Here is a 19639-nt window from a genome sequence, read left to right as displayed (position 1 = left end):
GGAGCGCAGGCCTCACCATTGGGGAGCGTTCCGCGAAGAAAGACGTGGATGCCCGCGACGAGCACGGGCATGACGTGGAGAGGCCGGCGCGTTGCCGCTACAGTGAGAGCATGAGCCCCAAATCGGCACTAATGGCCAAGTCGGAACCAATTCAGTCGGAGGCATCGGCTCGCCCAACGCTGCTGCTCGCCTGGTACGACCGCCATCGCCGCCGTCTGCCATGGCGCGCGATGCCCGGCGAGACCTCGGACCCTTACCGCGTCTGGCTGTCGGAGATCATGCTCCAGCAGACCACCGTGAAAGCCGTCGGCCCTTATTTCGAAAAGTTCGTCGCGCGCTGGCCGGATGTCACGGCGCTGGGGCGGGCGTCGCAGGATGACGTGCTGCGGATGTGGGCTGGCCTCGGCTATTACTCCCGCGCGCGCAATCTCCATGCCTGCGCGGTCGCCGTGACGCGCGAGCACGGCGGTGTGTTTCCGGACACGGAAGAGGGGCTGCGCGCGCTGCCGGGGATCGGGCCCTATACGGCGGCCGCGATCGCCGCGATCGCCTTCGACCGCCGCACCATGCCGGTCGACGGCAACATCGAGCGCGTGGTGTCGCGCCTGTTCGCCGTCGAGGAGGAGCTGCCGCAGGCCAAGCCGCTGATCCAGCAACTGGCGGCGACGCTGCTTGCGGACGCTCGCGCCGGCGACGAGACGTCTCGCGCCGGCGACAGCGCGCAGGCGCTGATGGATCTGGGCGCCTCGATCTGCACGCCGAAGAAGCCGGCCTGCTCGCTCTGTCCGCTCAATGAGGGTTGCACCGCGCGTGCGCTAGCGACGCAGGAAACGTTTCCGCGCAAGGCGCCGAAGAAGAGCGGAACGTTGCGGCGCGGTGCTGCCTTCGTCGTGACGCGCGGCGGCGAGCTGCTGGTGCGCTCGAGGCCCGAAAAAGGCCTCCTTGGCGGCATGACCGAGGTCCCGGGCTCGGACTGGCTGGCCGGCCAGGAAGACGCGACGGCGAAGCAGCAGGCGCCGGACCTGAAGGGACTGTCGCGCTGGCAGCGCAAGGTGGGCGTCGTCACCCACGTCTTCACGCATTTTCCGCTGGAGCTGGTGGTCTACACGGCGAAGGCCGAAGCGCGCACTCGCGCGCCCGAGGGCATGCGCTGGGTGCCGATCGCGACCCTCGCCGGTGAAGCGCTGCCCAACGTCATGCGCAAGGTGATCGCGCACGCGCTGGACCCTTCAAGGGCCCCACCTTCCTGACAGCACGCTGGCAGCAGCGCTACGCTATCAGCGCCCGATACGGAGGCTGCCAATGGTCAAGACCGCACTCGACAACTTCAAGAGGCCGCCCTGCGCCGAGCTGCTCGGATGGCGCCTGCTCGATGCCCGTCCGGAGGAGGGCTGGATCAGGCTCGCCTTCCAGGGTAAGCCCGAGTTCTGCAATCCGGCGGGCTTCATCCAGGGCGGCATGCTCTCTGCCATGCTCGACGACACCATGGGGCCGGCCGTGCTGGTGATGAGCGAGGGCCGGCTCTACACCACCACGATCAGCATGACCGTGAATTTCCTCAGCCCCGCAAGGCCCGGTCCGATCATCGGTGAGGCCAAGGTGACGCAACTCGGCAAGACGATTGCGTTCGTCGAGGCGAAGCTGATGGCGGAAGACGGCACGGTGCTGGCGACGGCCAGCGCGAGCGAGCGGCTGCTGGAGGCGGCGAGGGTGGTGGGGAAATAGTCGAGCCGCGCATTCCTCTTCCCTTCTCCCTTGCGGGAGAAGGTGGCATAGGCGGCCTTCGGGCCGCCGTTCTTAAGAGAACGCCGAAGCGAAGCTTCGGCTATGGCGCCGGATGAGGGGTATGTCTCCGCGAACTCAAATGCGAGTTGGACTCGCGGAGACAGACCCCTCACCCGAGTGAGCCTGCGTCCACCGGCGTCGCTGCCCTCTCCCGCAAGGGGCGAGGGCGCATTCATGCACATCTCGCTTTGAGCGAGAGCATCACGCCCTCGCGCGCGCACCAGCACTCACGATCGGCGGCTTCGCATTCAGCGCCTCGACCTGGAAGCCGGCGACGCGCTTGTAGTTGGCGGCGATGTCTTCCAGCTCCTTTTGCGACAGCACGTCGGTGACGACGTCGTATCCGTCAGGCGCGCGCTCCTCGACGAGCTGCATCACCTGCTCGGGGCCGTTCTTGCGGTTGAGCAGGACGAGGTCGGTGGTCGCGGGCCTGCGCTCGGCCTCATAGGCGAGCAGCGCCGCGGTCGTCGGGCCATGCGCCAGGATCTCGCGCGTGATGGTGCGGGCATCGAGGATCGCCTGCGAGGCGCCGTTCGAGCCGATCGGGTACATCGGATGCGCCGCGTCGCCCATCAGCGTGACGCGGCCAAAGGTCCATTGCGACACCGGATCGCGGTCGACCAGCGGGTATTCGTAGGCGTGCGGGCAGTTCTCGATCAGGCCGGGGACGTCCAGCCAGTCGAACTGCCAGCTCTCGAACCAGGGCAGAAACTCCTCGAGCCGCGCGGTGCGGTTATAATCCTCGCGCCGCCACTGATAGGTCGGCGGCATGTGGCGCTCGGCAACCCAGTTGATCAGATGGTTGCCCGCTGCGTCCGGCGCCTTCGAAATCGGATAGCAGACGAATTTCAGGATCTCGTGCCCGGCCATGATCATGGTGCGGCCGGTGAGGAACGCCTTTGACGGCGTGACGCCGCGCCAGAGGATGCGGCCGTTCCAGATCGGCGGTCCCTCCTGCGGATAGAGCTTTTCTCGCACGGCGGAATGGATGCCGTCGGCGGCGATCAGGATCGCGCCGTCGTAGCTGCCGGCAGCCTTGCCGGTCGCCCTGTCGACGAAATTGGCGCGCACGCCGCTGTCCGTCTCGGTCCAGCCCGTCAGATGGTGGCTGGTCAGGATATTCTCGCGGCCGAGCCGCTCGATCGCGGTGTCGAGCAGAAGCTGCTGGAGCGTGCCGCGATGGATCGAGAATTGCGGCCATTTGTAGCCGGCCTCCAGCCCGCGCGGCTCGCTCCAGATCGGCTTGCCGTGCTTGGAGAAATAGGCGAGCTCGCGGGTGCGCACGCCGCTTTCGTCCAGCCGGTCCATCAGCCCGAGCTCGATCAGCTCGCGCACCGCATGCGGCAGCACGTTGATGCCGACGCCGAGCGGCTTCAGTTCCGCGACGCTCTCGAACACTTTTACGGGAACGCCGATTCCGTGCAGGCTGAGCGCGAGCGTCAGCCCGCCGATGCCGCCACCGGCGATGAGTACGGTCATGACAAAACCCCTCCAATTGCAGGCGTCTTGGCACAGGCGGGCGGCGGTGGGCAACTGCGAAGAGCAAAGCACCTAGAACAGCGTGCTATGGACCTGGCGGCCCGCAGCCGTTAGTTTCCAATTTTCCCATGAGGTCCGACATGCTCAAGCTCTACTACGCCACCGGCACCTGCGCGCTCGCCACCTACATGACCCTGGAGGAGGCCGGCGCCGACTACACGGCTGAACGGCTGAGCTTCAAGGATAACCAGCAGAACAGCCCGGACTATCTCGCGATCAATCCGAAGGGCCGCGTGCCGGCGCTGGTGACCGATCGCGGCGTGCTGACCGAGACGCCCGCGATGCTGGCCTATATCGCGCAGACCTTCCCCAAGGCGAAGCTCGCCCCGCTCGACGATCCCTTCGACTTCGCCCAGGTGCAGTCGTTCAATTCCTATCTCTGCTCGACCGCGCACATCAACCATGCCCACAAGATGCGCGGCGCGCGCTGGGCGACGCAGGAGAGCTCGTTCGCCGACATGAAGGCGATGGTGCCGAAGAGCATGGGCGCCTGCTTCTCCTTGATCGAGCAGAAGATGTTCAAAGGTCCCTGGGTGCTGGGCGACCAGTTCACGATCTGCGATCCCTACCTCCACACGCTCTCGCACTGGCTCGAAGGCGACAGCGTCGACATCAACGCGACGCCGAAGATCGCCGACCACTTCAAGCGCATGTCAGACCGCCCCGCCGTGCGCAAGGTGATGGACGCGCAGAAGGCGTAGGAACGCGGCCACATATTCCCCTGTCGTCCCGGGCAAGCGTTAGCGCAGACCCGGGACCCATAACCACAGGGAGAAGTTGTGACACGAGCTGACGACCACGAGTCTTCGCCAAACCGCGCCCTGTGGTTATGGATCCCGGATCGGCGCTCCGCTTCGCTGCGCTTGTCCGGGACGACACCATTTGTTTTGAAGCTGCGTCCTACCCAGCACGCCGTTCCTTCTTCTCCAATTCCCGTCCCGTCGCCAGCATCAGCCGCCGCAGCCAGATCGAGCCGGGGTCCATCTGCGCCCGCGTCGGATGGAACATGAACTGCTCGTCGATCCCTGGATCGAGCGGCGGCGTCACCGTGACGAGGCCGAACTGCTTCGACAGCGCCGCGATCAGCCGGCGCGGCACGAAGGCGACGAGGTCGGTGCGGGCGGCGACGTGCAGCGCTTCGAGATAGCCTGACACCACCAGCGAAATGTGCCGCTCGATGCCCTTGGTCCGCAGCCAGGTGTCGATGAGATCCTCCGGTTGGCCGCGGATGATCACGCCGACATGGCGTGCCGCCAGGAACGTCTCGCGCCGCTTCAGCTTCGCAGCCATGGGATGGCCGCGCCGCACCGCCAGCGCGTCGCTGTCGGTGTAGAGCAACTGGCGGTGAAAGCCCTTGAAGGCGTTGCCGATCGAGATCACGAGGTCGATGGTGCGGGCGAACTCGGCGTGAAAGATCGCAGGGCCCCGCCACGGTACGACGTCGATGCGGACGTTGGGCGCGGCCCGCGTCACCTTCTCCATCAAGGGCGGCATCAGCAGCTCGACCGCGAGATCAGGCATCATCAGGCGGAATTGCCGCTCGCTGCGCGCGGCGTCGAAGTCGTCGGGTATGAACAGCCCGCGCACCTGGTCGAGCGCCTGGGCCAGCGGTGCGCGGAGGGCTTGCGCCCGCGGCGTCAGCTCCATGCGCGCGCCGGTGCGCACCAGCAGCGGATCGCCGAAGATGTCGCGCAGGCGTTGCAACGCATGGCTCGCGGCCGGCTGCGACAGCCCGATCCGAAGCGCGGCCCGGCTGACATTGGCCTCGCGCAGCAGCGCGTCGAGCGCGGTCAGGAGATTGAGGTCAAGCGAATTCAAATTCATGAAGCGAATAGATATCATATCCACTATCGATTTGAAGAATTCTCATCCGGCGGGGATGATCTCCGTGTTGCCACCAAACGGAGATGCCGCCATGAGCGCGAGCGCCAACAAGAAACTGATGCAGGATATCTTTGCCGCCGCCGCCAGCCCCGATCCGGCCGCGCGCGACCGGGCCCTGTTCGCCGCAAGCCTTGCCGACGATGCCAGATGGGTCGTGACCGGACAGTACTCCTGGTCGCGCACCTTCACCGGCAAGGAGGCGATCCTCAACGATCTGCACGGTTATGTGCGCACCCGCTTGCGCGATCGGACGCGCACCGTGGCTCACCGTTTCATCGCCGATGGCGACGTCGTCGTGGTGGAAGCCAAGGGCGACAACGTCACGCCCGAGGGCGTTCGTTATGACAACGACTACTGCCTGGTGTTTCGCCTCGAGGACGGGAAGATCAAGGAGATCCGGGAATATTGCGACTCGACCCTGACCGAGAAGGCGCTCGGTCCGTTTCCGCAGACGCCCGTGAGGGCCGCGAGCTGACCGGATCGAGGACCATCTCGTCCGCCGACCGGTGCCGTCGGCCCCGTTCGGCGATGGTCGTGTCGATCTGGCGCAGGCTGATAGCGATCGTCCATGTCAGGCGCGAGCGGTCCCGGGCCCGGTGCCAGCTCGCCGCCATGAGCGAACGGGAGCTTCAGGACTGCGGCATGACCCGGGCGGAGATCGCGTACGAACTGAGGAGACCGGTGCGACGGAGTTAGACAAACGGACGAGATCCAGGCGCCGCCTGCCTCCCATTTTATCGTAGCCGGCGGAACCTTCGGGTTCCGCCGGGCGTTTGCTCGGTTCGGGGGCAATCGCGCCCCGGCATTGCACGCGTTTGGGACATTTCATGCTGGCTGGGGTTTCGGACGTTTCAACACAGGTGGGCCGCAGCTTTTCCGGACTCCGCGAACGATTGAGAGATGCGACTGCGAATGCGCACCGGGAGCTCGATGCGCAGCTTTCGTCGTTCGACCTCACAGTCCTGTCCGGTTACCGCCGCTTCCTGCAAGCCAGCGCCGGCGCACTTCTTCCGCTCGAAGCTGCGCTTGTGCAGGCCGGCGTCGCCAAGATGTTTCCGGATTGGCGGGAGCGGGCGCGTAGCGCCGCGATCGCGGCGGATCTCGCGCAGCTCGGCAGCGCCGCGCAATCCACCGTGTCCGTGCCGCCGCTGACGCGCAGTGGCATGCTCGGCACGTTGTACGTTCTGGAGGGCTCCCGGCTCGGCGCAAAGTTTCTGCTGAAGGCGGTTGCCGATGCGGGCGATCCGCGCATCGGCGAGGCCACCGCCTATCTCAGCCATGGCGCGGGCAAACGGCTCTGGCAGAGCTTTCTGGCGAAACTTCAAAACGAAGAGGCATGCGACGAGGACGAGGCGATCGAGTCGGCACGTCTCGCCTTCGCGGCCTTCGAGCAGGCGGCGGACCGCGCATGAACGAGGCGGTCAATCTCACCAATTGCGATCGCGAGCCGATCCACATCCCCGGCAGTGTCCAGCCGTTCGGCTTCCTGCTCACGGTGCTGTCGGATTTCACGATCTGCATGGCCTCCGACAATGTCGACAGCTTTCTCGGGACTGACGTCGCCGACCTGCTCCAGCAGCCGTTGTCGCGCGTCATCTCGGAAGCCGCGGTCGAGACCATTCGCAGCCGCGTCGATCATCTCAGCGGCCCCGATACGACCGAGCGCATGTTCGGTGTCGAACTCCAGGCCGGCAAGCCGCCTTACGATCTCTCCATCCACTTCTCCGGCGCCTATCTGGTCATCGAGGCGGAGCCCAGCGTCAACGAGCCCGGCGTCAATTCCGGCGAGCTCGTCCGCCTGATGCTGGAGCGAATCCGCAAGACGCGCGGCATGACCGAGCTCGCCCGCGAGGCGGCGCGCCAGCTCAAGGTCCTGACCGGATTCGACCGCGTCATGGTCTATCAATTTCACCCGGACGGATCGGGTGAGGTGATCGCTGAAGCTGCGGAAGCCGGCCTCGAACGGTTCCTCGGCCTGCACTATCCGGCCTCCGACATCCCCAAACAGGCCCGCATCCTTTATCAGCGCAACTGGCTGCGCATCATCGCCGATATCAATTCGAAACCAGCCGCGTTGTTTTCGACGGCCACGCACAATGCGGGGCTGCTCGATCTCTCCATGAGCGTACTGCGCTCGGTCTCGCCGATCCACATCGAATATCTGCGCAACATGGGCGTCGGCGCCTCGATGTCGGTGTCGATCCTGCGTGACGGCAAGCTGTGGGGCCTGTTCGCCTGCCATCATTATTCGCCGCGCTACATCTCGTTCGAGAAGCGCACCGCGTCCGAGCTGTTCGGGCAGATGTTCTCCTGGATCGTGGAGGGGCGCGAGCGCGAGGGCAATGTCGCCTATGAGATGCGCGCTCACCAGGTGCAGGAGCGGTTGATCGAGACCGCGGCCTCGCATGAGCACAGCCGGCGCGCGATCGTCGACTTCCTCGGCGACTATCGCGGGATGATCGATTGCGACGGCGTGGCGGTGTGGTCCGACAACAAGATCACGCTTCAGGGCCAGACGCCGACCGAGGACGAGGTGAAGGATCTGGTTGCCTTCATCAACCGAACCTCGCCGGGACGGATTTTCGCCAGTGCCGAGATTGCCAAGGTCTATGCCGCGGGCCAGTCCTTTCGCGACCGCGCGGCGGGATTTCTCGCCATTCCGATCTCACGGACTCCGCGCGATTGCCTGATCTTCTTCCGGCGCGAGGTCGTGCGCTCGGTGAACTGGGCCGGCGCGCCCGACAAGGTCTATGACGAGGGTCCGAACGGACCGCGGCTGACGCCGCGCAAGAGCTTTGAGCTCTGGCAGGAAACGGTGGCGGGCCAGTCGAAACCGTGGTCCACGGCCGACATCCGCATCGCCGAGAGCCTGCGCGTCACGCTGCTCGAAGTGATCCTGCAACTGTCCGACCTTGCCGCCCGCGAGCGTCGCGGCGCGCAGGAGCGGCAGGAGCTGATGATCGCCGAGCTCAATCACCGCGTCCGCAACATTTTGAGCCTCGTCCGCGCGCTGGTGGCGCAGAGCAAGGACACCGCCACGTCGGTCGAGGAATTCGCCGGCGTGCTCGGTGGCCGCATCCAGGCCTTGGCTCGCGCCCACGACCAGATCACCAATTTGAACTGGGCGCCGGTTGCGCTGCGCTCGCTGGTCGAGTCCGAGGCCGGCGCCTATCTCGGCGCGCGCGCCGGCCGCGTGAAGATGGGCGGGCCCGACGTCGCGCTCGATCCCAAGGCGTTCGCGACGCTGGCGCTCGTCGTGCACGAGATGATGACCAATTCCGCCAAATATGGCGCGCTGGCCGATTCCACCGGCAGCGTCGAGGTGGTGTGGCGTCTCGATCCGTCTTCAAGCCTTGTCATCGAATGGAAGGAGAGCGGCGGTCCGCCAGTGCAGCCGCCGTCGCGCCGCGGCTTCGGGACCACCATCATCGAGCGTTCCGTCCCCTTCGACCTCAAGGGCGAAGCCGAAATCCGCTTCGACCTGCTCGGGGTCCAGGCCAAGTTTATCATCCCGCCCAATTTTGTCGAACTGGTGCCATCAATCGGAGGAGCCGCCATGCGCGTCGAGGAGCAGCAACCCGCCCGTCCGCGAATTTCCGAGACGGCACTGATCGTCGAGGACAATCTGATCATCGCCATGGCGGCGGAAGTCATCCTGCTCGATCTCGGTGCCCGCCATGTCGATACTGCGGCGAGCGTCGACCAGGCGTTGCGCGCGATCGAGCGCACGCGTCCGGGTTTTGCGCTGCTCGATCTCAACCTCGGTAACGAGAGCAGCATCAAGGTGGCCGAGAAGCTGAAGGAGATCGGCGTGCCCTTCATGTTCGCGACCGGCTATGGCGAGCGCGCGCCGATCCCGGAAGAGCTGGCGTCCGCGCCGGTGGTCCAGAAGCCCTACACGCTGGAAGTCGTCGAGAACGCGCTCGGCAAATTGCAGGGGACGGTCGCCCAATAGACATCCATCCCGGCGACGCGTGCAGCGCTCTGCAAGCGGCTGCGGGCTTTGCGCCGAAACCTGCGCAACTGCCGATAAAATCAGCAGGTCTTGGGCGGGCCGGCGCACACATGCGCGAAAAATCGGAAGGTTCAATTAACGAGTGTCCCTCATTGTACCGCGGTGCAGCGTGGGTGCCGAAAAGCGACTCGCGGCTGCCGGGGGTGGCCGTGACGATTGCCGGGGTCGTTCGTCCGCCCGAATTCACATGCACCTGGGTGGACAGTGGGAATGCCGAACTTTCGTTTGCGGATCAGGGGGCGCCTGTACGCAGGCTTCATGGCCTTGGTGGCGGTTGGTCTCGTGATGGCGGTGGTCGCCATCTGGAATTTGCGGTCCGTGCAGGACCAGGTCGCAAAGGCTTCGGCGTTTTCGGACAGCACGGCGCGTGTCCTGGAGGTCTCGACCCATCTTCAGGCGATCCAGCGCGCCAATCTGCGCTACATCTACGACGCCAGCGAGCCCGCAATGAAGGAGGCCGCAGAGCGGGAGACCGCGGCGACCGAGCTGTTGAAGGTCGGGGCGCAGGGGACGCTCTCCGAGGAGCGGCGGAAGCTCTACAACGATCTGATCGCCGACATCGCGAAAATGCGAAGCCTGCGTGACAATCTCGGCGACGCCGTCAACGAGGCGCGGACCGGCAAGGCGACGCTGCTGCCCAGCGGTGACGAACTGACTGTCAAGATGGGCAAGCTGGTCGATGTGGCGCGCGCAGCCGTCGACGAAGACACCGGGGCCCTCGTTGCGGATCTCGAATCCAGGCTCCTTCTCGTCCAGATCGCGAACTGGCGTTTCCTGGCCCTGCGCGACAGCAAGGGGCCCGCCAACTTCAGAACCAATGTGGACAGGGCGTCGCAGCGCCTCTCGGCGCTCGAAAAGAGCCCGCAGGCGACCGAACTGCGCACGACGCTCGCGCCGGTGAAGACCTCACTCGGAATCTACAAATCCGCGTTCGAGACGACGTCGGCCGCGATGCTCCAGGCCGACGAGATCTACCACAAGAGCCTCGCGCCCCTCATCGTCGACAGCATCGCCAAGCTCAAGGTCGCGGAAGCCGCCCTGAAGAAGGACTACAAGGAGTCGCGCAGCCAGGCCGAAGCCGTGATTGACGGCACGACCACCGTGCAGGCGATCGCTGGCTGCCTTGCCACCCTGTTCGGATTGATCGTCGCCTTCCTGATCGCCCGCAGCATCGTCGGTCCCCTGACCTCGATGACGCGCGCGATGGGGCTGCTGGCCGGCGGCAATCTCGAGGTCGAGATTCCCGGGCGCGGCAAGGCCGACGAGATCGGCGACATGGCCAAGGCGATCGAGGTGTTCAAGACCAACATGATCGACACCGAACGGCTGCGCACGGAGCAGACCGAGACCGAGGCGCGGCAGGCGGAGAGCCGCAAGGCCGACATGGTCCGGCTCGCCGACCAGTTCGAGCAGGCGGTCGGCGAGATCGTCGACACCGTGTCGTCGGCATCGAACGAGTTGGAGGCGTCGGCGGGCACCCTGACGACGACCGCGACGCGCGCACAGAATCTGTCGACCGAGGTGGCGTCGGCGTCACAGGAGGCCACGGCCAATGTGCAGGCGGTGGCGTCCGCGACCGAGCAGCTGTCCTCCTCGGTCACCGAGATCGCCCGCCAGGTGCAGGAATCCGCCCGGATCGCCAACGAGGCCGTCGGGCAGGCGAGCAGGACCAATGAGCGCGTCGGCGAGCTGTCCAAGGCGGCCGCCCGCATCGGCGACGTGGTCGAGCTGATCAGCACGATCGCCGGCCAGACCAACCTCCTGGCGCTGAACGCCACCATCGAGGCCGCGCGCGCCGGCGAGGCCGGCCGCGGCTTTGCGGTGGTCGCCTCCGAGGTCAAGGCGCTGGCCGAGCAGACCGCGAAGGCGACCGGCGAGATCGGCCAGCAGATTTCGAGCATCCAGGCCGCGACCGAGCAGTCGGTCGGCTCCATCCGGGAGATCAGCGGCACGATCGAGCGGCTGTCGGAAATCTCGTCGGCGGTTGCCGCCGCCGTGGAAGAGCAGGGCGCGGCGACGCAGGACATCTCCCGCAACGTCCAGCAGGCCGCCCATGGCACGCAGCGCGTCTCGATCAATATCGGCGACGTCCAGCGCGGCGCCTCCGAGACCGGCTCGGCCTCCTCGCAGGTGCTCTCGGCGGCGCGCTCGCTGTCTTCAGACAGCAACCGGCTGAAGCAGGAAGTCGCGAAGTTCCTGGACTCGGTCCACGCTGCCTGATCGGCGCGGACCCGCAAAAGCAAAGGTCCACGCGCATGCGCGTGGACCTGCCATGGCGGCGTGGTAGGATGAGGACATCGATCGCGCGCCACCGCTTGATGTCCGGAATACGGTGGTGTCTTCGTCGGCTTCTCCGTATTCGACACCGGTAAAATACAGCCGCAATTAACAATTGTTCCGCATTGTACGGCAGCGCAGCGCGATTCTCGGAGGCGTGGTTGCAATGATCTGTCGTTGCAATCGCGCGAAGGTCGTCGGCTGCTTCTGCTTTTCTGCTGCAATGGGTGGACAGTGATGCCGAGCTTGCGTTTGAGAATTCGGGGGCGTCTCTACGCCGGATTTTCGGTTCTCGTGGTCGTTGGTTTGATCATGGCCGCGGTTGCGGTCTGGAATTTGTGGGCCGTCCAGGGCCAGATGGCACGGCTCTCCGCGCTCTCGGACAACACCGCCCGCGTCCAGGAAATCTCGATTAACCTCCAGGCGCTGCGGCGTGCCAATTTGCGTTACATCTATGACGCCAACGAGCCGGCCTTCAAGGAGGCTGCGGAGCGGGAGGCGGCGACGGCCGAGCTGTTGAGGGCCGCGGCCAAGTCGACGGTCTCCGAGGAGCGGCTCAAGATCTACAATGGCCTCGTCGGCGACGTCGACAAGATGAAGTCCCTGCGCGAGCGCATGGGCGCTGCCGTCAACGAGACGACGAAAGGCAAGGCCACTTTGCTCGCCGGCGGCGACGAGCTCACCGCTAACACCGGCAAGCTGGTCGAGGCCGCGGGTGCAACCGGCGACACCAGCGTGACCGCCCCCGTCGCCGATCTCGAATCCAAGATCCTCCTTGTTCGTGTCTCAAACTGGCGTTTCCTCGCCGTCCGGGACGCGAAGGGGCCGGCGACCTTCAGGACCAATGTCGATCGGGCGCAGCAAGCACTCAAGTCACTTGAGGGGGCCGGTCTGCCGGACGAGGTCAAGGCCGCGTTCGGGCCGATCAAGAGTTCACTTTCGACCTACAAGGGGGCTTTCGAGACGACATCCGCCGCAATCCTCCAGGCCGATGAAATCTACCGCAACGAGATCGCCCCCTTGATCAGCGATAGCGTCGACAGGCTCAAGGTGGCGGAGACCGGATTGAAGGCCGACTACCAGAAATCGCGCGCGGCCGCCGATGGCGTCATTGCCAGCACGACCTGGATTCAGGAAGTCGCCGGCGGCCTTGCGGTCCTGTTCGGCGGCCTCGTCGCCTTCCTGATCGCGCGCAGCATCGTCGGACCGCTGACCACGATGACCCGGGCGATGGGAGCCCTCGCCGGTGGCGATCTCAAGGTCGAGATCCCCGGCCGCGGCAATCGCGACGAGATCGGCGAGATGGCCAAGGCGATCCAGGTGTTCAAGGAGAGCATGGTCGAGACCGACCGCCTGCGCCACGAGCAGGTCGAGGTCGAGGCGCGGCAGGCGGAGAGCCGCAAGGCCGACATGCGAAACCTGGCCAATCAGTTCGAACGAGCGGTCGGCGAGATCGTCGACACCGTGTCGTCGGCATCAAACGAGCTCGAGGTTTCCGCGGGCACCCTGACCACGACGGCAACGCGCGCCCAGGATCTGTCGACGGAAGTCGCCAGCGCCTCCCAGGAGGCCTCGGCCAATGTGCAAGCCGTTGCCTCGGCGACCGAGGAACTGTCCTCCTCGGTCTCGGAGATCGCCCGCCAGGTGCAGGAATCCGCCCGCATCGCCAGCGAGGCTGTGGGTCAGGCAACGCGGACCAACGAACGGGTCGGTGAGCTGTCCAAGGCCGCCGCCCGTATCGGCGACGTGGTCGAGCTGATCAGCACGATTGCCGGCCAGACCAATCTGCTGGCACTGAACGCGACGATCGAGGCGGCGCGTGCGGGCGAGGCCGGTCGCGGCTTTGCCGTGGTCGCCTCCGAGGTGAAGGCGCTGGCCGAGCAGACCGCGAAGGCCACGGGCGAGATCGCCCAGCAGGTCTCCGGCATCCAGGCCGCGACGGAGGAGTCGGTCGGCTCGATCCGGGAGATCAGCGGCACCATCGAGCGGCTGTCGGAGATCTCGTCGACGGTCGCGGCGGCCGTGGAAGAGCAGGGCGCTGCCACACAGGAAATCTCCCGCAACGTCCAGCAGGCCGCCCATGGCACGCAGCGCGTGTCGACCAATATCGGCGACGTGCAGCGCGGCGCCTCCGAGACCGGCTCGGCCTCCTCGCAGGTGCTCTCAGCGGCGCGCTCGCTGTCTTCAGACAGCAACCGGCTGAAGCAGGAAGTCGCGAAGTTCCTGAGCTCGGTCCACGCCGCCTGAGCCGCAAACGCAAAAGGCCACGCGCATGCGCGTGGCCTCCAAGAGCTGCGTCGCGCGATCAGGCGACCTTCGTCGTCATGTGCTTGAACATGTTGGCGCGCGCCTCGTCGTCCATCTCGGCCTTGAAGGTGAACTTGTCCTTCAGGGCGATCGCACGCGCCGCCGCCGGCCGCGCCGAGATCTCGTCCACCAGCCGCTTCACGTTCGGGTAGCGCGCAAAGGCATCGTCGCCGAGCTTGAACGGCACCATCCGCGCCCAGCCCCACAGCGCCATGTCGACGATCGAATAGCTGTCGCCGACCATATAGCTGCGGCCTTTGAGGTGACCGTCCAGGATCTTGTAGTGGCGATCGGTCTCGTACTGGTAGCGGTTGTGCGCGTAGTCGTGGTTCTGGTCCTTGGGCGCAAAATGCTTGAAGTGCACGGCCTGGCCCGAATACGGCCCGACGCCGGTGGCAATGAACATCAGCCATGACAGCGTCTCGCCGCGGACGTTGGCGGCGGGGAGGAACTTGCCGGTCTTCTCGGCGAGGTAGAGCAGGATGGCGTTCGAGTCGAACACGATGGTGCCGTTGTCATCGATCGCCGGCACCTTGCCGTTCGGATTGATCTTCAGATAGTCCGGCGCGAACTGTTCGCCCGTGCGGGTGTCGATCTTGACCGGCTCGAAGGCCAGGCCGACCTCTTCGAGATAAAGCGCGACCTTGGTCGGGTTCGGCGATCCGTTGAAATAGAATTTGAGCATGTTTGTCTCCCCGATTCCCTTCTTAGAGAATGAATGCAGCGTCGCGGCCTTCTGTGCCTGAACATGGCCTGGGAGAGCAACCGGCGAGTTTGCCGGGCGGTGTCTGCGCGGTACGCAGATCAGCCGGCGTAACAAGGGCCGATCGCCGCCGTAATGGCGGTTCAAGTCCGGCTGAGCCGTTCCCGCAGGAATTCGATGAAGCGCTGCGTCTTGGCTGGCAGCAGGCGCGTCTCGGTGACTGCGTAGACAGTGACGGGCGAGCCCTGCCATTGCGGCATGATGCGACGCAGCCGGCCATTCGCCACTTCGTCGGCCACGATCTCTTGCGGCAGAAAGGCGATGCCCATGTCGAGCGTTGCGAGGCGGCGGATCAGTCCCACGTTGTTGAGCCGAAAACGGCCGCCGACGTCGGTCTGCTCCATCTGCGTGCCCCTGTGTAACGTCCACGCACTCACCTTCGTCATGCACAGGCATTGATGACGGGTGAGGTCCGCCGGTTCATGCGGCTCGCCGTTGGTCTCGAGATAGCGCGGCGAGGCGTAGAGATATCCCGGCATGCGGGCGAGCGGCCGCGCGATCATGTGGGACGGCTCTGATTCTCCGACGCGGATCGCCAGATCGAATGGCTCCGATACGAGATCGACACGTCGCGGCGTCAGGTCGAATTCGAAATCGATGTCGGGATATTGCTGCGCGAATTCGGCGATCAACGGTGCGAGGTAGGTGTTCGCGAAATCCACCGGCAGCGAGACGCGGAGCATGCCGCTCGGCTGCGCCAGCATCCCGTCCAGTTGCTCATGCGCCAGGCGCGCCTCGTCCACGATGCGCTTGCAGCGCTCGAAGTAGATCTGGCCGGCTTCGGTCAATTCGATCTTGCGGGTCGTCCGGTTCAGCAGGCGAAGCCCGATCTCCTTCTCCAGGAGATCGATCCGGCGCGACAGCGTCGAATTGGGCATGTCGAGGGTCTTGGCGGCGCGACGGAAGCTGCGGGCCTTCGCGACCTCCACGAACAGCGCCATATCGTTCAGCAACGCCATTTCATTATTCCATCAATGGATCAATCAGTTCCAATTTACGGTATTTATTCCATTGAGTGGAAGGTCCATCTGCCCTTTGCTGACATTGCAGGGCGAGCCATCCATGAAACGCGTAGAACTCGACAAGAACCTGAAGGTGAATCCGCCGGCGCTCGAAGGCCTCAGGCTCGCTGGATTGAATGTGGCGGTGATCGGCGGCACCGGCGGCATCGGCCGGGCGTTCAGTCGCCAATTGGCGGCCAAGGGGGCGCGTGTCCTCGTCGTCGGCCAGACGTTCCGCGATCAGAACGTGCCGGGCATCGCATTCATGCAGGCCGATCTGAGCCTGATGCGGGAAGCCAGGCGGATCGGCCGTGAGCTTCCCGCCGAGACGCTCGACATCGTCGTCTTCACGACCGGCATCATGGCGGGGCCCAGGCGTGAGGTGACGGCGGAAGGCATCGAACGCGATCTCGCCGTCAGCTATCTGAGCCGCTTCGTCATCCTGAACGCGATCGCCTCTCGTCTTGGAAGGGACAGGGCCACGGCCACATTCAAGCCTCGGATTTTCGTCATGGGATTCCCCGGGACCGAGCAGAGGGCCGATGTCGGCGATCTGAATTCGGAACGGAGCTACAAACGGTTCGCAGCCCACTCGAACACCGTGGCGGGCAACGAAGTGCTCGTCCTCGAGGCCGCCAGGCGCTTTGCCGATGTCGATGTGTTCGGCCTCAATCCCGGCTTCGTGAAGACCGATATTCGCGCCAATCTGCTCGGGTCGCGCGCGCTCGTCTCGCTGATCAACTGGCTGACCAGCTTCATGATGGTCGAGCCGGACGCCTATGCCGAGCGACTGGTGCCGCTCCTGGTGTCGCCTGATCTCAACGGCCGCAGCGGTGTCATGTTCAACAACAAGGCTGAGGCGATCCTGCCGAGCCCTTCGTCTGCGGAGCGATCCTACGCGACGGCGCTCATGGATGCCTCCGATCGATTGATCGCTCGTCTGGCGCCGTGAGGCCGCGCCTCGACGCTCAACTGGAATAGAGCAGGCCGACGATGGCGATGACGATCATCCCGGCGCCGACAGCGTCCAGCCGCATCGCGAGCCGCGTTGCGGCGTGCATGCTGGAGGCCCGTGCCTTGCGCTCCGATCCGCGCGCGTAGCCGTGCACGATGACGTCGTGATTGAAATTGTCGTGGGCCTCGTTGCTGCTGGCCAGCCCGACGCAGACCACCAGCACGCCGAAGATGGCGAGGCCGAAAAAGCCGAGCAGGGCGATCAGGAACATCGGAAACATGCCGAGCAGGAAGATCGGCAGCAGCGGCACCAGCAGCAAAGTCTCGGACTGTCGTCGCATCGGAGCCGGACCGGTCAGGACGGGGCTGATCGGTGAAATCTAGTCCTGGCTGTGGCGGCATTCAAGGAGCCGTAGGGTGGGCAAAGGCGCGAAGCGCCGTGCCCACCGCGTCGCTTGCGGCATATTCTAAGGTGGTGGGCACGCTTCGCTTTGCCCACCCTACGGGACCGCGGAGAAAACTACTCCGCCCCGATCCCCGCACGGATCTCGGCACGGAACTCGTCGATCAGCTTGAGACCCTTCTTGGTCTCGACATGCCAGAAGGTCCAGCCGTTGCAGGCTTGCGCCCCTTGCGCCACGGCGCCGATGCGGTGGATCGAGCCGACCTTGTCGCCCAGCATGATGGCGCCATCGGCACGCACCAGCGCACCAAGCTTCTTCTTGGCGTCGAACAGCTTTGTGCCGGGCATGATCATGCCGCGCTCGATCAGCTCGGAGAACGCGACCCGCGGCGCTTCGCGCGCGGTCATGAACGGGGCGAGGCTTTCTTCCGGCAGCGGCTCGATCGCAGCGATGCGGGCTTCCGCCGCCTTGGCATAGGTCTTGTCGCGCTCGAAGCCGATATAGGAGCGGCCGAGACGCTTGGCGACAGCACCCGTGGTGCCGGTGCCGTTGAAGGGATCGATCACGAGATCGCCGGGCTTCGACGACGACAGCAGCACGCGCGCGAGCAGGCCTTCCGGCTTCTGCGTCGGATGCACTTTCTTGCCGTCGGCGCCCTTGAGGCGCTCCTCGCCGGTGCAGAGCGGGATCAGCCAGTCGGACCGTGCCTGCACGTCCTCGTTCGCCGCCTTCAGCGCCTCGTAGTTGAACGTGTAGCCCTTGGCTTTTTCGTCACTCGCGGCCCAGATCATCGTTTCGTGCGCGTTGGTGAAGCGGCGGCCGCGGAAGTTCGGCATCGGGTTCGACTTGCGCCAGACGATGTCGTTCAGGAGCCAGAAGCCGAGATCCTGCATGATCGCGCCGACGCGGAAAATGTTGTGATAGGAGCCGATCACCCAGATCGTCGCCGACGGCTTCATCGCGCGGCGGGCGGCAAGCAGCCAGGCGCGGGTGAAATCGTCATAGGCGGAGAACGAATCGAACTTGTCCCAGTCGTCGTTGACGGCATCGACATGGGATTCGTCGGGGCGCTTCAGATCGCCCTTGAGCTGGAGATTGTAGGGCGGATCGGCGAACACGAGGTCGACCGAACCGGCCTGAAGCTTCGACATCTCGGCGACGCAATCACCGAGGATGATGCTGTGCGAAGCGGACTCAAAATTTGTGCGGGGCGCCCTTGCAGACGCCCCGCGACGCGACACTACCATGACTCAAGAACTCTGACTCAGGCGACGCTGTCGGCGACGCGGGACCAAACAACCGACTGACCGCTACAATGGAGCGGCAAAGTAAAAATCGACTTAACCCGCCGCTTTGGTGAGCAGCCCTCGCATCACGCATTGTGCGCGTTTCGCTCTGCGCATTCGTCGTGTTTTCCAGTGTATTTCGTATTTCTTCGCGTTGCGGGAGCAGTCAGGTCGCCAAATTTCTCTCGGAAAAAATTGCACGACCCCGGAAAAAATTGCTGGCATCGGCATGCTGTCGCACTAGGCAATAATTGCCGAGCGGGATATTGATTAACGCATTGGAAATTTTACGTGTGTGGCGCGTTGAGCTTTCGCGCTTCTGCGCCCAAATGACGCCAATTGAGGACTGAGGGAAACCCGCCATGCGTTATGATGATTTCCGCCGCAGCGACGACATTGAGGATCGCCGCGACGGCGGTGGCGGCATGGGCGGCGGCGGAGGCGGGTTCGGCCTGCCGATGGGCGGCGGCGGTCTGGGCATCGGCACCATCATCGTGCTCGGCCTGGTCGGCTATGCCTTCGGCATCGATCCGCGCATCCTGATCGGCGGCGCCGAGATCCTCACCGGCGGCGGCCAGGCGCCTTCCTACCAGACCGATCGTCAGTCGACCTCCGCCAAGCGCGGCGCGCCGACCGACGAGATGGGCAGCATGATCTCCGGCATCCTCGGCGAGATCGACGACCGCTGGAGCGAGATCTTCCAGGCCAGCGGCCAGTCCTACACCGGTCCGAAGGTCGTGCTGTTCCGCAACGTCACCAATGGCGGCCGCTGCGGCCGGGCAGAGTCGGCGATGGGGCCGTTCTACTGTCCGCCGGATCGTACCATCTTCCTAGACACCAGTTTCTTCCGCGAGGTCGAGACGCGCTTCCGCGGCTGCTCCGGCAAGTCCGCCTGCAACTTCACCACCGCCTACATCATCGCGCATGAGGCCGGCCATCACATCCAGAACCTGCTCGGCATCATTCCGCGCGTGACGCGGCTGCAGCAGCAGGCCGGCAGCAAGGCCGAGGCCAATGCGCTCCAGGTGAAGGTCGAATTGCAGGCCGATTGCCTGTCCGGCGTCTGGGTCAATCGCGAGTCGAAGAAGCGTCCGAACTTCCTCGAGCCCGGCGACATCGACGCCGCGTTGACCACGGCGAGCGCGATCGGTGACGACACGCTGCAACGCCAGGCGACGGGACGCGTCGTGCCCGATTCCTTCACGCACGGCTCGGCGGCGCAACGCAAGCAGTGGTTCATGACCGGCTACCAGCAAGGCACCGTCCAGGCCTGCAACACGTTCGGCAGCGGGTCGTAGTCGCCAGGACATCGTGCCCCGGACGCAGCGCAGCGCTTCTTCAGCGGTGCGCTGCAGAGCCGGGGCCCACAATGCCGGTCTCCCAAGCCTCGGAAATGGGTCCCGGCTCTGCGACGCACCGCTGAC

17 protein-coding genes are annotated in these 19639 nt (G+C 65.1%); 11 read left to right on the top strand and 6 right to left on the bottom strand.

Features of this window, described 5'->3' with window-relative positions; translation table 11 throughout:
* The first annotated feature begins 110 nt into the window (after nucleotides 1-110).
* Both mutY and AB7Z56_RS34605 read left to right on the top strand, forming a co-directional pair.
* Nucleotides 111-1250, top strand: a complete 1140-nt coding sequence (gene mutY, locus AB7Z56_RS34610; protein WP_231144350.1) for an A/G-specific adenine glycosylase — start codon at nucleotides 111-113, stop codon at nucleotides 1248-1250.
* 52 nt (nucleotides 1251-1302) lie between these two features.
* Nucleotides 1303-1725 (top strand): PaaI family thioesterase, encoded by a 423-nt coding sequence (locus tag AB7Z56_RS34605; RefSeq protein WP_063985136.1) that lies wholly within the window; start codon nucleotides 1303-1305, stop codon nucleotides 1723-1725.
* A gap of 261 nt (nucleotides 1726-1986) precedes the next feature.
* Here AB7Z56_RS34605 and AB7Z56_RS34600 read toward each other — a convergent pair whose 3' ends face one another.
* Nucleotides 1987-3264 carry a flavin-dependent oxidoreductase gene (locus tag AB7Z56_RS34600; protein ID WP_063985135.1) on the bottom strand — a complete coding sequence of 426 codons (1278 nt, stop codon included), beginning with the start codon at nucleotides 3262-3264 and terminating at the stop codon, nucleotides 1987-1989.
* Between the two features lie 140 nt (nucleotides 3265-3404).
* Here AB7Z56_RS34600 and AB7Z56_RS34595 point away from each other — a divergent pair, with 140 nt between their 5' ends.
* The gene (locus AB7Z56_RS34595; RefSeq protein ID WP_441256745.1) at nucleotides 3405-4025 is read left to right on the top strand and encodes a glutathione S-transferase family protein; all 621 of its coding nucleotides are present in this window, start codon (nucleotides 3405-3407) and stop codon (nucleotides 4023-4025) included.
* A gap of 199 nt (nucleotides 4026-4224) precedes the next feature.
* On the opposite strand, the gene AB7Z56_RS34590 is transcribed toward AB7Z56_RS34595, so the two are convergent.
* Nucleotides 4225-5148, bottom strand: coding sequence for a LysR family transcriptional regulator (locus tag AB7Z56_RS34590; protein WP_063985134.1), 924 nt, complete (start codon nucleotides 5146-5148; stop codon nucleotides 4225-4227).
* Between the two features lie 91 nt (nucleotides 5149-5239).
* Between AB7Z56_RS34590 and AB7Z56_RS34585 the strand changes: the two genes are divergently transcribed.
* The 6 genes from AB7Z56_RS34585 (at nucleotide 5240) to AB7Z56_RS34560 (ending at nucleotide 13747) form a co-directional block, all read left to right on the top strand.
* Nucleotides 5240-5683 (top strand): nuclear transport factor 2 family protein, encoded by a 444-nt coding sequence (locus AB7Z56_RS34585; RefSeq protein WP_063985133.1) that lies wholly within the window; start codon nucleotides 5240-5242, stop codon nucleotides 5681-5683.
* A gap of 53 nt (nucleotides 5684-5736) precedes the next feature.
* Entirely contained in the window at nucleotides 5737-5904 is a 168-nt protein-coding gene (locus AB7Z56_RS34580) for a DUF1127 domain-containing protein (protein ID WP_084795279.1), read from the top strand.
* A 131-nt stretch (nucleotides 5905-6035) separates the two neighbouring features.
* A complete protein-coding gene (locus AB7Z56_RS34575; protein ID WP_063985132.1) occupies nucleotides 6036-6620 on the top strand; it encodes a biliverdin-producing heme oxygenase in 585 nt (194 codons plus the stop codon).
* Nucleotides 6617-9163, top strand: coding sequence for an HWE histidine kinase domain-containing protein (locus tag AB7Z56_RS34570; RefSeq protein ID WP_063985131.1), 2547 nt, complete (start codon nucleotides 6617-6619; stop codon nucleotides 9161-9163). The genes AB7Z56_RS34575 and AB7Z56_RS34570 overlap by 4 nt, the downstream gene beginning before the upstream one ends.
* 270 nt (nucleotides 9164-9433) lie before the next feature.
* A complete protein-coding gene (locus AB7Z56_RS34565; protein ID WP_063985130.1) occupies nucleotides 9434-11443 on the top strand; it encodes a HAMP domain-containing methyl-accepting chemotaxis protein in 2010 nt (669 codons plus the stop codon).
* Nucleotides 11444-11737: 294 nt separating this feature from the next.
* On the top strand, nucleotides 11738-13747 hold the full coding sequence (locus AB7Z56_RS34560; RefSeq protein ID WP_063985129.1) for a methyl-accepting chemotaxis protein: 2010 nt from the start codon (nucleotides 11738-11740) through the stop codon (nucleotides 13745-13747).
* A 58-nt stretch (nucleotides 13748-13805) separates the two neighbouring features.
* On the opposite strand, the gene AB7Z56_RS34555 is transcribed toward AB7Z56_RS34560, so the two are convergent.
* Together AB7Z56_RS34555 and AB7Z56_RS34550 are read right to left on the bottom strand one after the other, a co-directional pair.
* A complete protein-coding gene (locus AB7Z56_RS34555; protein WP_063985128.1) occupies nucleotides 13806-14492 on the bottom strand; it encodes a glutathione S-transferase family protein in 687 nt (228 codons plus the stop codon).
* A gap of 161 nt (nucleotides 14493-14653) precedes the next feature.
* On the bottom strand, nucleotides 14654-15529 hold the full coding sequence (locus tag AB7Z56_RS34550; protein ID WP_231144352.1) for a LysR family transcriptional regulator: 876 nt from the start codon (nucleotides 15527-15529) through the stop codon (nucleotides 14654-14656).
* 103 nt (nucleotides 15530-15632) lie between these two features.
* Here AB7Z56_RS34550 and AB7Z56_RS34545 point away from each other — a divergent pair, with 103 nt between their 5' ends.
* The gene (locus AB7Z56_RS34545) at nucleotides 15633-16523 is read left to right on the top strand and encodes an SDR family NAD(P)-dependent oxidoreductase (protein WP_063985127.1); all 891 of its coding nucleotides are present in this window, start codon (nucleotides 15633-15635) and stop codon (nucleotides 16521-16523) included.
* Nucleotides 16524-16539: 16 nt separating this feature from the next.
* Here AB7Z56_RS34545 and AB7Z56_RS34540 read toward each other — a convergent pair whose 3' ends face one another.
* Nucleotides 16540-16866, bottom strand: coding sequence for a hypothetical protein (locus AB7Z56_RS34540; RefSeq protein ID WP_063985126.1), 327 nt, complete (start codon nucleotides 16864-16866; stop codon nucleotides 16540-16542).
* A gap of 179 nt (nucleotides 16867-17045) precedes the next feature.
* Nucleotides 17046-18176: a site-specific DNA-methyltransferase gene (locus tag AB7Z56_RS34535; RefSeq protein ID WP_441256744.1), complete on the bottom strand. Its 1131-nt coding sequence runs from the start codon at nucleotides 18174-18176 to the stop codon at nucleotides 17046-17048.
* Nucleotides 18177-18577: 401 nt separating this feature from the next.
* Here AB7Z56_RS34535 and ypfJ point away from each other — a divergent pair, with 401 nt between their 5' ends.
* On the top strand, nucleotides 18578-19513 hold the full coding sequence (ypfJ, locus tag AB7Z56_RS34530; protein ID WP_063985124.1) for a KPN_02809 family neutral zinc metallopeptidase: 936 nt from the start codon (nucleotides 18578-18580) through the stop codon (nucleotides 19511-19513).
* Nucleotides 19514-19639 lie beyond the last annotated feature (126 nt).

This window comes from Bradyrhizobium sp. 482_C4_N1_8, assembly GCF_052075965.1.
Taxonomy (GTDB): domain Bacteria; phylum Pseudomonadota; class Alphaproteobacteria; order Rhizobiales; family Xanthobacteraceae; genus Bradyrhizobium; species Bradyrhizobium barranii.
The sequence above is the reverse complement of the archived record's forward strand: the minus strand, read 5'-3'. Positions and strand labels throughout refer to the sequence as shown.

Bases quoted from the DNA above. Each gene is read 5' to 3' on its own strand.
- mutY (WP_231144350.1), top strand. From the start codon at position 111: ATGAGCCCCAAATCGGCACTAATGGCCAAGTCGGAACCAATTCAGTCG.
- AB7Z56_RS34605 (WP_063985136.1), top strand. From the start codon at position 1,303: ATGGTCAAGACCGCACTCGACAACTTCAAGAGGCCGCCCTGCGCCGAG.
- AB7Z56_RS34600 (WP_063985135.1), bottom strand. From the start codon at position 3,264: ATGACCGTACTCATCGCCGGTGGCGGCATCGGCGGGCTGACGCTCGCG.
- AB7Z56_RS34595 (WP_441256745.1), top strand. From the start codon at position 3,405: ATGCTCAAGCTCTACTACGCCACCGGCACCTGCGCGCTCGCCACCTAC.
- AB7Z56_RS34590 (WP_063985134.1), bottom strand. From the start codon at position 5,148: ATGAATTTGAATTCGCTTGACCTCAATCTCCTGACCGCGCTCGACGCG.
- AB7Z56_RS34585 (WP_063985133.1), top strand. From the start codon at position 5,240: ATGAGCGCGAGCGCCAACAAGAAACTGATGCAGGATATCTTTGCCGCC.
- AB7Z56_RS34580 (WP_084795279.1), top strand. From the start codon at position 5,737: ATGGTCGTGTCGATCTGGCGCAGGCTGATAGCGATCGTCCATGTCAGG.
- AB7Z56_RS34575 (WP_063985132.1), top strand. From the start codon at position 6,036: ATGCTGGCTGGGGTTTCGGACGTTTCAACACAGGTGGGCCGCAGCTTT.
- AB7Z56_RS34570 (WP_063985131.1), top strand. From the start codon at position 6,617: ATGAACGAGGCGGTCAATCTCACCAATTGCGATCGCGAGCCGATCCAC.
- AB7Z56_RS34565 (WP_063985130.1), top strand. From the start codon at position 9,434: ATGCCGAACTTTCGTTTGCGGATCAGGGGGCGCCTGTACGCAGGCTTC.
- AB7Z56_RS34560 (WP_063985129.1), top strand. From the start codon at position 11,738: ATGCCGAGCTTGCGTTTGAGAATTCGGGGGCGTCTCTACGCCGGATTT.
- AB7Z56_RS34555 (WP_063985128.1), bottom strand. From the start codon at position 14,492: ATGCTCAAATTCTATTTCAACGGATCGCCGAACCCGACCAAGGTCGCG.
- AB7Z56_RS34550 (WP_231144352.1), bottom strand. From the start codon at position 15,529: ATGGCGTTGCTGAACGATATGGCGCTGTTCGTGGAGGTCGCGAAGGCC.
- AB7Z56_RS34545 (WP_063985127.1), top strand. From the start codon at position 15,633: ATGAAACGCGTAGAACTCGACAAGAACCTGAAGGTGAATCCGCCGGCG.
- AB7Z56_RS34540 (WP_063985126.1), bottom strand. From the start codon at position 16,866: ATGCGACGACAGTCCGAGACTTTGCTGCTGGTGCCGCTGCTGCCGATC.
- AB7Z56_RS34535 (WP_441256744.1), bottom strand. From the start codon at position 18,176: ATGGTAGTGTCGCGTCGCGGGGCGTCTGCAAGGGCGCCCCGCACAAAT.
- ypfJ (WP_063985124.1), top strand. From the start codon at position 18,578: ATGCGTTATGATGATTTCCGCCGCAGCGACGACATTGAGGATCGCCGC.